This is a genomic window from Nonomuraea terrae (assembly GCF_044465245.1).
GTDB lineage: Bacteria > Actinomycetota > Actinomycetes > Streptosporangiales > Streptosporangiaceae > Nonomuraea > Nonomuraea terrae.
In genome coordinates this window covers 371,837-384,479 of the sequence record NZ_JBITLL010000005.1, presented here as the reverse complement: position 1 = coordinate 384,479, position 12,643 = coordinate 371,837, and the positions used below count along the sequence as shown (strand labels likewise).

The following is a 12,643-nucleotide window of genomic DNA, read 5'->3' as shown; positions in this document are numbered from 1 at the left end:
CGCCCGCGGGTCAGGCGCGGTCCAGCAGGTCCGCTTCGGCCAGCGCGTCCGCCGCCTCCCCGGCCCGGCCCTGCCGCTCCAGATGACAGGCGAGGTTGCGCAGCGTACGGGCGAGATCCCGGCGCAGCTCGCCCTCCGGCGGCTCGTGGGCGGCCAGCGCGCGGTAGAGGTCCACCGCCTCCTGGTAGGCGGCGTGCGCGCCCGCGCGGTCGTCCAGCGAGGACAGCGTGATCGCGAGGCTGTGCAGGCTGTCGGCGAGCGCCGGCTCCGCGAGGTGGCCCGACGTGACCATCTCCCCGTAGACGGAGACGGCCTCCCGCTCCGGGGCGAGCGCGTCGGCGGCTCTGCCGGCCCGGTAGAAGCCCGCGCCCACGGCGGTGAACAACCGCCCGAGATCCTCCGCCCTGGCGCCGTCCTCTCCGAGGTGCCGCAGGGCGACCGCCTCGCGGGTCACGAAGACCGCCTCGTCGTAGCGGTGGAAGGCGATCAGGCGCACCGCCACCCGCAACAACATCTCGGCCTGCATCGCGCAGGTGTGCACCAGCGTCGGCACGCGCCGCCTCGGCCTGCTCCTCGCCACCCGCCGGCACAGGCCGTAGGCCTGCAGGAGCAGCCGCTCGGCTTCGCCGCGCGCGCCGGCGTGGGCGTCGGAGCGTTCCAAGAGAGCGTCCATCCGTCTGAAGCGGCGGATCTCCCGATACGGCCGCAGGCCCTGCAGGGCGCCGAAGCCGAGGTTGAGCACGGTGAGCGCGGCGACACCGGCGAGAACGCCTCCGGGCAGCGCCCACCAGGACCAGCCGAACCACCAGACGACCAGGGCCCCCAGAGCGGTGGCCGCGAGCCACTCCCATAAGCGCATGCCGTCATGATCGGCTTTTTACCGCGGGTGCGCCAGAGGAATCGTCGGCCCATCGCGGTGACGGAAAGGTGTCCGGACGGTGGACGCGCACCTGCTGACGGGTGGGTTCTCCGGGAGTTAACCCCTCGGTTCATGCATGGTCAGGCGGGTCTGACCTGCTCATCATCGGCGGCGGCGAGCGTGAATGACCGGACCCGGTTCCTGCGACACGCTCGGAGACCTGACTGTGAAACGTTCCCTGACCGCCCTGGCCATGCTCGGCGCGCTCGCGGCGGCGGGCTGCTCCTCCGCCAGCGGCAGCACCGGCGACGCCGATGTGCTGCGCTTCGCCGCCGTGCCGGTCGAGCAGAACATCGACCCGACGGCCGAGTACAAGGACATCATCGCGCTGATCGAGAGGAACACCGGCAAGAAGGTGGAGTTCGTCCGCTCGACCGACTACAACGCGGTCATCGAGGGCATGGTGTCCGGCAAGATCGACCTGGCCGAGTTCGGGCCGCTGTCGTACGTGCTCGCCAAGAGCAACGGCGCCGCGATCACGCCCATCGCGTCGATGGTCGAGAAGGGCGGCACGCCGACGTACCAGAGCTACGGCATCGTCCCCGCCGACAGCCGGATCCGCGACATCAGCGGTTTCAAGGGGGCCAAGGTCTGCTTCGTCGACCCCGGCTCCACCTCCGGCTACCTCTTCCCCAGCCAGGGCCTGCTCGCCGCCGGCGTCGACCCGAAGACCGGCGTGCGGCCCGTCATGGCGGGCGGGCACGACAACTCCGTGCTCTCGGTCGCCTCCGGCACCTGCGAGGCCGGCTTCTCGGAGAACTCCATGGTCGACCACATCCTCATCGAGAAGGGCAAGCTCAAGGAGGGCCAGGTCAAGGTCGTCTGGAAGTCGCCGCCCATCCCCATGTCGCCGGTGGCCATGCGCGACGCGCTGCCCGCCGACCTGAAGACCAAGCTCACCCAGACCTTCACCAAGGACGCCACCAAGGACCGGCTCGTGCAGCTCGGCATCTGCGCGGACGAGGCGTCCTGCCGGGTGACGGCCGACTCGTCGATCTGGGGCTTCCAGCCGGTCACCGACGCCACCTTCGACTCCGTACGCGAGGTGTGCGCGGTCACCCACAACGAGAAATGCTCCAAGGCATGACGGGCGGCCTGCCGGTCGTCGAGACCCGCGGCCTGGTCAAGACCTTCGGCGACGACGTACGCGCCTGCGCCGGCATCGACCTGACCGTGCGCCAGGGCGAGATCGTCGCCCTGCTGGGCCCCTCCGGGTCGGGCAAGTCCACGCTGCTGCGCCACCTCAACGGCCTGACCAGGCCCGACTCCGGCGACGTCAGGGTGCTCGGCGTGGACGTCGTCACCGCCAAGGGCGCCGCCCTGCGCGCGCTGCGCCGCCGGGTCGGTGTCGTCTTCCAGCAGTTCAACCTGGTCGGCCGGCTGACCGTCATGGAGAACGTGCTGAACGGCGCACTCGGCCGGGTGCGCGGCCCCCGCTACGGCATCGTGACCTGGCCGAAGTCCGTACGGGTGGAGGCGTTCGAGCACCTCGACCGGGTGGGCCTGGCGGACCGGGCGTACCAGCGGGCCGGGAGCCTGTCGGGCGGGCAGCAGCAGCGCGTGGCCATCGCGCGGGCGCTGCTGCAGCGGCCCGAGCTGGTGCTCGCCGACGAACCCGTGGCCTCGCTCGACCCCGAGACGGCCGCCTCGGTCATGGACCTGCTGGTGCGGGTGTGCCGGGAGGACGGGCTCACCATGGTGTGCACGTTGCACCAGATCGAGCTGGCGCTGCAGTGGACGCGGCGCGTGGTGGGGCTGCGCCGGGGCGAGGTCCGGCTGGACGAGCCGACCGGCGCGCTCGACGCGGTGCGGCTGCGCGGCCTGTACCTGTCCGACCCTGTGACGGTGCCATGAGCCCGCGCGCCCGCTCCGCCGCCCCCTCCCCGCCGCGGCCCGCTCCCGCGAGCCCGCCGGGGCACGGGGTGCCCGGCCTGCCGCGGGTGCCGCGCAGCGGGCGGCGGATGGCCGCGTGGGGGTTCCCCCTCGTCTTCGCGGTGCTCGGGGTCGTCGCGCTCGACCACCTGGGCGTCGGTGTGGGAGGGCTGGTCGCCGGGTTCGGCGAGGTGGTGGCGCTGCTGGCCAGGGCCGTGCCGCCGACGCTCGCCGACCCCGCGACGACGTTCGCCCACGTGTTCGACACCCTCTGGATGGCCGTCGCCGGCACCGCCCTGGCGACGGTGCTGGCCGCCGCGCTCGGCGTGCTGGCCGCCTCGCGGATCAGGACCGTCAGGTCGGCCGCGCTGGGCGTGATCGTCGCCTGCCGCGCCGTCCCCGACGTCGTGTTCGCCGTCTTCTTCGTGGCCGCGATCGGCATCGGCCCGCTGCCCGGCGTGCTCGCGCTCGGCCTGCACTCCGTCGGCATGCTCGGCAAACTGTTCGCCGAGGCGGTCGAGCAGGCCGACACGGGCGTGCGCGAGGCGGTCGCGGGCACCGGGGCCGGCCCGGCGCAGCGGCTGCTGGGCGGCGTGCTGCCGCAGGTGGCGCCCTCGTGGGTGGCCGCCATCCTCTACCGGCTGGACATCAACTTCCGCGGCTCCGTGCTGCTCGGCGCCGTCGGCGCGGGCGGCATCGGGCTCGACCTGAAGACCGCGTTCGGGTTCACCGACTACCGCGAGGCCACCGGGGTCGCGCTCGTCACCGTGGCCGTGGTCCTGCTGGTCGAGGGGGTCTCGGTGGCGCTGCGCGGTCAGCTGCTCGGCGCGGGCGGCGCCCGGGCGGTGCCCGCCGTGCGCGGCACCCGCGTGCCGTGGACGCGCGGCCGGTTCGCCACGCACCTGGCCGGGTGGGGCGCGCTCGCGCTCGCGGCGGTGGCGTTCTGGCGGGTCGGCGCGAGCCCGGCCGCGCTGGCCGACGCCGCGGCCGGATCCGTACGGGCGCTGGGCGACTTCTTCCCGCCCGACTTCGCGCCGGTCGCCGGCCTGCTGGGCGGCGGACTGCTGGAGACGGCCGCGATCGCGCTCGGCGCCACGTTCCTCGGCACGCTCGCCGGCGTCCCGCTCGGGCTGGCCGCCGCCCGCGCCGTGGCCCCCAACGACGGGGTGCGCCTGGGCGCCCGTACGGTCCTCGTGGGCCTGCGCTCGATCCCCGACCTGCTGCTGGTGCTCGTGTTCGTGGCCGCGTTCGGGCTCATGGACGGGCCGGTCGCCGGCACCCTGGCGCTGGCCGTCTTCACCGCGGCCCTGGTCGCCAAGCTGGTCGCCGACGACGCCGAGGAGCTGCGCAGCGGGCCGCGCGAGGCCGTCCTGTCGGCCGGGGCCGGGCCGGTGCAGGAGCTCACCGTGGCCGTGCTCGGCCAGCTCACCCCGCGTCTGACGGCCATCACCCTGTACGCGCTCGACGTCAACCTGCGGGCCTTCTTCATCCTCGGCATCGTGGGCGCCGGAGAGCTCGGCTACGCGCTGAGCCAGCACATCCGCGCGCTCGACCACGACGTCGTGACCGCGATCGTGCTGCCGGTGTTCGTGCTGGTCCTGGCCGTGGAGGCGGTCTCGGCCCGGCTCAGATCCGTCCTGCGTTGATGGCCTCCACGCTCGTGCGGCGTCGCCCGCCGTTCACCTGCCGGTCAGAGTCGCCGCCGAGGCTGCTTGTCATGACAAGCACGCAGCGCTACCTGGAGATGGCCGACATCCTGGAGGCGGAGCTCGCCCACGTGCCCGTGGGCGCGCAGGTGCCGAGCGAGCACGTGCTGGCCGGCCGCTTCCAGGTCAGCAGACCCGCCGCCCGCGCGGCCCTGCAGGAGCTGGAGCGGCGGCTGCTGGTCCGGCGTGTCCAGGGCGTCGGAACCTTCCGGCGGGGGCGCGTGGAGTACGTGATCTCCGCGCACGTCCCGCCCTCGTTCAGCGAGACCGTCCGCCTGGCGGGCGCCGAGCCCGGGGCGCGGCTGGTGAACTGCGGGGTCCGGCGCGCGGTCGAGGCCGAACGCGCCCGGCTCGGGCTGAGCGCCGGCGCCGCCGTCTGGGCGGTCGAGCGGGTCTTCAGCGTCAACGGTGAGGCCGCCGCGTACGCCACCAGCGTCCTGCCCCGCCGCCCGCTGCTGAACCTGGACAGGGAGCTCGCCGACGACGTCTCCCTGCACCGGGTCCTGCGCCGCCGGTACGGGCTCACCGTGGTGCGCGCCCGTTACCGGATCAGCCTGGACGTGCCGCCGCCCGGCGTCGCGGAGCACCTGACCGGCGGCGAGCGCGGGCCCGTTTGGCTGGCCGAGAGCGTCAACCGCGCCGCGGGTGGCCCGTACGTCGAGTACGCCCGCACCTACCTGCGCCCCGACGTCCTCGACGTCACCTTCGAGATCGAAGAGGAAACCCATTGATCGACATGATGACCCGGGAGGAGCGCGCCGAACTGCTCGCCGCCGCCACTCCCGGAGAACTGCTGCCCCTCGCCGAGCGCCTGCTCGGCTCGGGCGACCTGGGCGAGCCGGTCGTCCTGCACCCGCCCGAGGTGGGCATGGTGATGCTCACCGTGCGGGAGCCGGTGGCCGAGGAACGCTTCCATCTGGGGGAGGTGCTGGTCACCTCGTGCACCGTCGAGGTCGCGGGCGCGGCGGGCTGGTGCATGCGCGGCGGCGACGACCGCGTGGCCGCCCTGGCCGCCGCCCTCCTCGACGCCGCCGCGGCGGCCGGGCTGCCGGCCGCGGGTGACGTCCACGCCCTGTGCGCGGCCGTCGCCGAGCGCCGGGCCAGGGAGGACGCCGCCGAGTGGGCCGAGGTGTCGGCGACGCGCGTGGCCTTCGAGGAGCTCACGTGACCGTCACCGAGGTTCAGGGGATCGGCGCGTACGTCCGGGCGGTGACGCCGACGGCGGCGCGGGCGCAGGCCGACTTCCGGGTGCTGCTCGACGTGCTGTCCCGGCCGGGGGTGCTCGGCCGGGTGGGACGCGGGGACGGGCCCGCGGCGCTGGCCGTGGCGGCCGGGCTGGCCGACGTCGAGGTGCCCACGGCGGTGCTGACCGCGCCGGGGGAGGAGCACTGGGCTCAGGCCCTGCATCTGGGGACCTCCGCGCCGCCCGCCGCGCCGCAGGCGGCCCGCATGGTCGTCGCGCTGCGCCCGCCCGCCGCGGAGGAGGTCGCGGCGCTGCCCCGGGGCGACGCCCTGCACCCCGAGTTCGGCGCCCGCCTGATCGCCGCGGTCACCGCGCTGGAGGGTGAGGGGCCCGTGCCTTCCGCGCCGGAGGGTGAGGGGCCCGTGCCTTCCGCGCCGGAGGTCGCGGGCGCGCGGGGGCCCGAGGTCGTGCTGACCCTCAGCGGGCCCGGCGTGCCAGCGGCGCGGCGGCTGCGGGTCGCCGGGCTGCCGCCTGAGGTGTTCGCCGCGCTCGCCGCCGCCAACGCGGACTTCCCCGCCGGCGTGGACACCTTCCTCGTCGCCGCGGACGGCACCGTCGCCGGGCTGCCGCGCAGCACCCGCATCGAGATCGAGAACGGAGAGCACTGAATGGGGTACTCAGGTGCCAGCGGCGGCCACGAGGCCATCCTGGCGGCCGAACGGCTGGTCGAACGCCACCGGTACGGCGGTCCCAGCGCCTGGCTCGGCATCGACCAGATCACCGGACGCCTGAGGCTGGCCGTCGACCGCGTCATGGGCGAGGGCGGCCTGTGGGCCCCCGAGCTGGCGGCCAGGGCGCTGCGCCAGGCCGAGGGCGACGTACAGGAGGCGGCGCAGCTCATCCGGGCCCACCGCTCGACGCTGCCCCGGGTGGCGTACTCGGAGCCGGTGCACGCCGACGAGCTGCGGGTCTCGCGCCGCATCTCGCCCGCCTTCCGCAACCCGCCCGGCAGCCAGCTCCTCGGCCGCACCCTCGACTACGTGGGCCGGCTGCTCGACCTCATGCCGGAGGAGCAGGCCAAGGCCCGCGCCGACCGTCCGGAGCCCGCCCCCGACCCGGAACCGCCGCACGTGAACGGGGAGGACCCCCGCCGCCCGCCCCGCCTGCTCGGGCTGCTGCGGTCGATGGACCTGCTGGTCGAGCGGCGTACGGACGACGACCCCGAGCCGTACGACATCACCCGCGCCCCCGTCCGCCCCGGCGTGCCCCGCTCGGCCCGGCTGACCGCGATGGCCCGCGCCGAGACCGGCTCCCTCGTACACCTGTGGTACTCGTCCACGTTCCAGCCGGGCCGGCACAACCACGAGTTCCCCGGCGAGGTGCGCCACGGCGCCCTGCCCGTGCGGGTCCGCCACCCGCTCACCGGGAACCCGGTCACGGTGGCCGGGGTCCGGGTCACCGAGGTGGAGACGATCGACGACCTCGACCGCGCCGAGGAGGACCGCAGCCGGCTCGACGTCGGCTACGGCATGTGCTTCGGCCACAACGAGCGCAAGGCCATCGCCATGGCCGGCCTCGACCTGCTGGTGCACCGCGACGGCGGCCGCTCGGGCCTGGAGCAGGAGGTCCTGCTGACCCTCGACGGCATCGAGGCGTCCGGCTTCCTGGAGCACCTCAAACTGCCCCACTACGTCGACTTCCGGTCGGTGCTCGACCGCAAGCGCGCGGTGCGGGCCGCCAGGAAGGAAGCGGCCGCGCGATGAGGACGATCACCGAACTCGCCGGCGACGGCGGCCCCAGGGGCATCTTCGACGAGCTGTCCAGACGCGAGGTCCGCAGGGCCGCGCTCACCGCGGTGGCCGTGCCCGGCTACCAGGTGCCGTTCGGCTCGCGCGAGATGCCGGTGGCCCGCGGCTGGGGTTCCGGCGGGCTGCAGGTCACCCTCGCCCTGGTCGGCCCCGGCGACCGGCTCAAGGTCATCGACCAGGGCGAGGACGGCGGCGTGAACGCCTCCAACCTGCGCCGCCTCGTCGTCGGCCACGTCGGCTGCGCGGAGGAGACCGACACCCGCGCCGCCACCGTCATCCAGTCCCGGCACCGCGTCCCCGAGACGCCGCTGCGCGCCGACCAGGTGCTGGTGCTGCAGGTGCCGGTGCCCGAGCCGCTGCGCGCCGTCGAGTCCGACGTGCGCGAGCAGCGCCGCATGCACGCCGAGGCCGACTACTCCCGCATGTGGGTCGGCCTGTACGAGGACGTCGTCCGCAACGGCGTCGTCACCAAGACGGCCGGCTACCCCTGCATGGTGAACGGCCGCTACCTGATCTCGCCCACCCCGATCCCGCGCTTCGACGTGCCGAAGCTGGACCGGGCCGAGCACCTGACCCTGTTCGGGGCCGGTCGGGAGAAGCGGATCTACGCGGTGCCGCCGCACACGCGGGTGGAGCCGCTGGTGTTCGAGGACATCCCGTTCGAGGTCGAGCACACGCCCGGCGCGGCCTGCCGGCACTGCGGCTCGGCCGGGTCGTACCTGGTCGAGGTGCCCGCCGCCGACGGCACCGTGTCGTGGGTGTGCAGCGACACCGACTTCTGCGCGCGTCACCGGGAGGGACGGTCATGAGCTGGGCGTTGAAGGTGGAAGGGCTCGGCCGGGTCTACGGCGAGGAAGGACCGCGGTCGCTGACCGGCACCGGCCCCGAGCACGGCACGTCGGTCTCTCCGGTGACCGGGGCGGTCGTGGCGGCCTGGGACGTCGGCTTCGAGGTGGAGCCCGGCGAGGCGCTGGGCGTCGTCGGCGAGTCCGGCTCGGGCAAGTCGACCGTCATGCGCTGCGTGGCCGGCGACGAGCGGCCCAGCCGGGGCAGCGCGTACCTGCGCGCGTACGACGACGGCGCCACCGACGTGCTGGCCCTGGACGACGGGGCGCGGCGGCGGCTGCGCGTCGACCGCGTGGCCGTCGTCTACCAGGACCCCGCCGCCGGGCTCGACCTGGACACGAGCGCGGGCGGCAACATCGCAGAACGGCTCACCGCCGCCGGCGCCCGCAACTTCGGCCGCATCCGCGACCGCGCCGCCGAGCTGCTGGAGCTCACCGAGGTGCCGCTGTCGCGCATGGACGACCCCGTACGCACCTTCTCGGGAGGCATGCGGCAGCGCGTCCAGATCGCCAAGGCGCTGGCCAACCGGCCGCCCGTGCTCCTGCTGGACGAGCCCACCACCGGCCTGGACGCCTCCGTCGCCGCCGGCGTGCTCGACCTGCTGAGGAACCTGCTCGAACGACTCGGCGTCGCCGCCGTGGTCGTCTCCCACGATTTCGGCGTCATCGAGATGCTGACCAGGAGGGTGATGGTGATGCAACACGGCCGCGTCGTCGAGACGGGCCTGACCGACCAGCTGCTGGAGGACCCGCAGCACCCGTACAGCCAGCGGCTCGTGGCGGCGGCGCGCGGATGAACGTTCTCGAGATCAGGGGACTGGTCAAGTCGTTCACCCTGCACACGATCGACGGCCGCACCGTGGGCGCGCTGCACGGCGTGGACCTGGACGTCGCCGCCGGCGAGCACGTCGCGCTGGCCGGCTCGTCCGGCGCGGGGAAGTCGTCGCTGCTGCGGTGCGTCTACCGCACGTACGTGCCGACGTCCGGTCGCGTGCTGCTGCGCACCTCGTCCGGGGCGGTCGTGGACCTCGCCGCGCTGCCCGACGCCCAGGTCGCCGACCTGCGCGGCAGGGAGCTGGGCTACGTCTCGCAGTTCCTGCGCGCCGAGCCGCGCCGGGCGGTGCTCGACGTGGTGGCCCGCGCCGGCGTCGCGCGCGGCATGGACCCGGACCCGGCACGGGACGCGGCCGCCGGCGCGCTGCGCAGGCTCGGCATCGACGAGCGGCTGTGGGCGATGCACACCACCGTGCTGTCGGGCGGCCAGAAGCAGCGCGTCAACCTGGCCGCCGGCACCATCTCGCCACCCCGGCTGCTGCTGCTCGACGAGCCGGTCTCGGCCCTGGACCCGGTGAACAGGGAGGCCGTGCTGTCCATGATCGCCGACCTGACGGGCGCGGGCGTGGCCGTGCTGTCCGTCTTCCACGACCTCGACGCCATCGAGCGGCTGGCCACCCGCGTGGTGGTGCTGGAGGGCGGCCGGGTGGCCGCCGAAGGGGCGCCCGGCGCCGTACTGCGTGATTCCCGACTGAACCTGGAGGTGGCCCGATGAGAGTGCTCGCGCACGCCACGGCCGTACTGCCCGACCGCGTCATCGAGGACGCGCTGGTCGTCATCGAGCACGGCCTGATCACCCACGTCGGGGCCGCCCGGCCCGGCGCCGTGCCCGCCGAGGCCGCCGACCTGCGCGGCGCCCTGCTGCTGCCCGGCATCGTGGACACCCACAGCGACGGCCTGGAGACCGAGCTGCGCCCGCGGCCGGGGGCGGAGTTCGAGATCGGCTTCGGGGTGTCCTCCTTCGAGGGACGCGTGCGGGCCGCCGGGGTCACCACGGTGTTCCATGGGGTCGCGTTCGAGTCGCACAACCGCAAGGGACGCACCGTCGAGCGGGCGCGCCGCCTCGACGCCGCGATCCGTGAGCGCGCCGCCTCGGGGCACGCGCTGGTGGACCACCACATCCTCTACCGGCTCGACGCCCGCGACCCCGAGGGCCTGGCGGCCCTGGAAACCTCCCTGTCCGGTACGCCCACGCCGCCGCCGCTCGTCTCCTTCGAGGACCACACGCCCGGCCAGGGGCAGTACCGGGACCCGGCCGTGTACCGGCGCTGGCTGGAGGGCACCGAGGGCATCTCGGCCGAGGAGGCGCAGCTGCGGGTGGAGACGCTGGTGGCCGAGCGCGACACGCGGATCGGGCACCGGGAGATCGCGCTCGGGCGGCTCGCCGAGTACGCGGCTCTAGGCAGGGCGCGGCTGCTCGCCCACGACCCGGTGACGCCGGACGAGATCGACACGGCGGTGGCCAACGGGGTGTCCGTGGCCGAGTTCCCCACCACCCTCGAGGCCGCGCGGGCGGCCCGCGACCGGGGGCTGCACGTGGTCGCCGGGGCGCCGAACGTGCTGCGCGGCGGCTCCCACTCCGGCAACGTGGCGGCGGCCGGGCTCGTCGCCGCGGGGCTGGTGGACGCGCTGTCCAGCGACTACCTCCCGTCGGCGCCGCTGGCGGCGGCGCTCCTGCTCGCCCGGCAGGGGATCGCCCCGCTGCCGCGCGCGGTCGCCCTGGTGACCTCCGGCCCGTCCGCCGTCGCGGGCCTCACCGACCGCGGCACGCTGGCCGAAGGAGCCCGCGCCGACCTGACCGTGGTGACGGTCGACCGCGACTGGCCCACCGTACGCATGACCGTCACGGCCGGCGACCAGGTCCTGCCGGCAGGGGTAGGAGCATGACGGTGGCCCGGCGAGGAGAGGAGCACGCGATGCAGCCCGCAGGAGCAGTCCCGTCCCCGCCGGACGGGGGCCCCTCCGGCCCGACCCCGACCGGCTCGTCCCAGACCGGCTCGTCGCCGAGCGGTGCCGGCCCGAGCGGTGCGGGCGCGAGCGGTGCGGGCGCGAGCGGTGCGGGCGCGAGCGGTGGGGGCCAGGTGGGGCGTGCGGCGGCGGGGTGGTGGGGTGGCGTGCCGGGGGAGGCGAGCCCCGTGCTGGCCGCCGCCGCGGTCGCGGCGCTGGAGGCGTACGCGGCGGCCACCGCCCGGCATGGCCGCGCCGCGCTGGAGGCCGTCGTGGCCGACGGCGCGGACGGCACCCCCACCATGCGCATCGACGTGCTCGTCGAGGACGCCGTGCTGTCCGCTCTGGCCCCGTACGGGGTCAACGTGCTCACCGAGGAGACCGGCTGGGTGGACAACGGGTCGGCGCGGACGCTCGTCCTGGATCCGGTGGACGGGTCGGCCAACGCCGCCGCCGGCGTTCCGCTGTCGGCCTTCTCGGCGGCGGTCGCCGAGGACGGGGTGTTCACCGAGGCCCTGACCGTCTGGCTGGACACCGGTCGCAGCTGGTGGGCGGCGGCCGGCGTCCCGTCACCGCTGCGGACGACCGGCCGCAGGGCGCTGGCGGGCGCCGCCGTCTCCCTCCTGCGCCCCCACCCCGCCAACCCCGGGGCGGCGGCGGCCTGGTGGGAGGTGGTCAGGCGGGCGGCCCGCGTCCGCATCCTGTCCACGAGCTGCCTGGAGGGCGCCCTCGTCGCCCAGGGAGCGACCGACGCGTTCGCCGACGCCGCCACCGACACCCACCGCCTGGTGGACATCGCCGCCTCGGTCGTGCTGGCGGAGGCGGCGGGCGGCGCGGTCAGGGACGTCTTCGGCCGCCCCGTCGAGCTGGACACCGACCTCACCAGGCGCTGGAGCGGCATCGTCGCGGCCACCCCCGACCTGGCCGACGAGCTGGCCGAGGTCCTGCGCCAGGCGTACGAGGATCAGCCCCCCGTCCCGTGACCCCGAGGCCGCCGGGGCAGGCCGCCGGGGCTCGGGGTCACGGCCGTGAAACCGCCGGCGCGGGTCCTCCCCTTGTCGGCATCCGAGCAGGACGCGGGCCCGGGCGGCCGATACCGTCGTGTGCCATGGAGATCTGGATCAACCCCGCGTGCTCCAAGTGCCGCTCCGCCCTGTCCGTCCTGGACGCCGAGGCCGCCGAGTACACCGTGCGCCGCTACCTGGAGGACCCGCCGGACGCGGCCGAGATCCGCGACGTCCTGACCCGGCTCGGCCTCGAACCGTGGGACATCACGAGGACCGGTGAGGCGCGGGCGGCCGAGCTGGGCATGGACGCCTGGCCGCGCGACGCGCAGACCCGTGACCGGTGGATCAGCGCGCTGGCGGAGCACCCGATCCTCATCCAGCGGCCGATCATCACGGCCGACGACGGGTCCGCGGTGATCGGCCGATCCGAGGAAGCCGTACGTTCCGCGCTCTCCCGCCCGTCCTCGGGGAACGCCGGGGCGAGCGACCAGGGCGGCCGGTGACGGGGCGCGCTGCTCGACG

General features: G+C 75.1%; 14 protein-coding genes. 13 read left to right on the top strand and 1 reads right to left on the bottom strand.

The window, feature by feature from the left end; all coding sequences use genetic code 11:
* Positions 1–10: 10 nt before the first annotated feature.
* The gene (locus ACIBP6_RS25580) at positions 11–859 is read right to left on the bottom strand and encodes a tetratricopeptide repeat protein (RefSeq protein WP_397055999.1); all 849 of its coding nucleotides are present in this window, start codon (positions 857–859) and stop codon (positions 11–13) included.
* 226 nt (positions 860–1,085) lie between these two features.
* Here ACIBP6_RS25580 and ACIBP6_RS25575 point away from each other — a divergent pair, with 226 nt between their 5' ends.
* The 13 genes from ACIBP6_RS25575 (at position 1,086) to ACIBP6_RS25515 (ending at position 12,624) form a co-directional block, all read left to right on the top strand.
* On the top strand, positions 1,086–2,006 hold the full coding sequence (locus ACIBP6_RS25575) for a phosphate/phosphite/phosphonate ABC transporter substrate-binding protein (protein ID WP_397055997.1): 921 nt from the start codon (positions 1,086–1,088) through the stop codon (positions 2,004–2,006).
* Positions 2,003–2,773 carry a phosphonate ABC transporter ATP-binding protein gene (gene phnC, locus ACIBP6_RS25570; protein WP_397055995.1) on the top strand — a complete coding sequence of 257 codons (771 nt, stop codon included), beginning with the start codon at positions 2,003–2,005 and terminating at the stop codon, positions 2,771–2,773. The genes ACIBP6_RS25575 and phnC overlap by 4 nt, the downstream gene beginning before the upstream one ends.
* Positions 2,770–4,437, top strand: a complete 1,668-nt coding sequence (gene phnE, locus ACIBP6_RS25565) for a phosphonate ABC transporter, permease protein PhnE (RefSeq protein WP_397055993.1) — start codon at positions 2,770–2,772, stop codon at positions 4,435–4,437. The genes phnC and phnE overlap by 4 nt, the downstream gene beginning before the upstream one ends.
* A 71-nt stretch (positions 4,438–4,508) precedes the next feature.
* Positions 4,509–5,228: a GntR family transcriptional regulator gene (locus ACIBP6_RS25560; protein ID WP_397055991.1), complete on the top strand. Its 720-nt coding sequence runs from the start codon at positions 4,509–4,511 to the stop codon at positions 5,226–5,228.
* A 5-nt stretch (positions 5,229–5,233) separates the two neighbouring features.
* Positions 5,234–5,665 carry a phosphonate C-P lyase system protein PhnG gene (gene phnG / locus ACIBP6_RS25555; protein WP_132615761.1) on the top strand — a complete coding sequence of 144 codons (432 nt, stop codon included), beginning with the start codon at positions 5,234–5,236 and terminating at the stop codon, positions 5,663–5,665.
* Positions 5,662–6,348: a phosphonate C-P lyase system protein PhnH gene (gene phnH, locus ACIBP6_RS25550; RefSeq protein WP_397055990.1), complete on the top strand. Its 687-nt coding sequence runs from the start codon at positions 5,662–5,664 to the stop codon at positions 6,346–6,348. Before phnG ends, phnH begins: the two co-directional genes overlap by 4 nt.
* Positions 6,349–7,443: a carbon-phosphorus lyase complex subunit PhnI gene (locus tag ACIBP6_RS25545; RefSeq protein ID WP_397055988.1), complete on the top strand. Its 1,095-nt coding sequence runs from the start codon at positions 6,349–6,351 to the stop codon at positions 7,441–7,443.
* Positions 7,440–8,297: an alpha-D-ribose 1-methylphosphonate 5-phosphate C-P-lyase PhnJ gene (locus tag ACIBP6_RS25540; protein WP_397055986.1), complete on the top strand. Its 858-nt coding sequence runs from the start codon at positions 7,440–7,442 to the stop codon at positions 8,295–8,297. The genes ACIBP6_RS25545 and ACIBP6_RS25540 overlap by 4 nt, the downstream gene beginning before the upstream one ends.
* Positions 8,294–9,130, top strand: a complete 837-nt coding sequence (locus ACIBP6_RS25535; RefSeq protein ID WP_132623623.1) for an ATP-binding cassette domain-containing protein — start codon at positions 8,294–8,296, stop codon at positions 9,128–9,130. The genes ACIBP6_RS25540 and ACIBP6_RS25535 overlap by 4 nt, the downstream gene beginning before the upstream one ends.
* Complete coding sequence (locus tag ACIBP6_RS25530) at positions 9,127–9,882, top strand: phosphonate C-P lyase system protein PhnL (protein WP_397055984.1); 756 nt, start codon at positions 9,127–9,129, stop codon at positions 9,880–9,882. Before ACIBP6_RS25535 ends, ACIBP6_RS25530 begins: the two co-directional genes overlap by 4 nt.
* A complete protein-coding gene (locus ACIBP6_RS25525) occupies positions 9,879–11,054 on the top strand; it encodes an alpha-D-ribose 1-methylphosphonate 5-triphosphate diphosphatase (RefSeq protein WP_397055982.1) in 1,176 nt (391 codons plus the stop codon). The genes ACIBP6_RS25530 and ACIBP6_RS25525 overlap by 4 nt, the downstream gene beginning before the upstream one ends.
* A gap of 29 nt (positions 11,055–11,083) precedes the next feature.
* Positions 11,084–12,097, top strand: coding sequence for an inositol monophosphatase family protein (locus ACIBP6_RS25520; RefSeq protein ID WP_397055980.1), 1,014 nt, complete (start codon positions 11,084–11,086; stop codon positions 12,095–12,097).
* A 125-nt stretch (positions 12,098–12,222) separates the two neighbouring features.
* Positions 12,223–12,624, top strand: a complete 402-nt coding sequence (locus ACIBP6_RS25515; protein WP_397055978.1) for an arsenate reductase family protein — start codon at positions 12,223–12,225, stop codon at positions 12,622–12,624.
* The last annotated feature ends 19 nt before the right edge of the window (positions 12,625–12,643 follow it).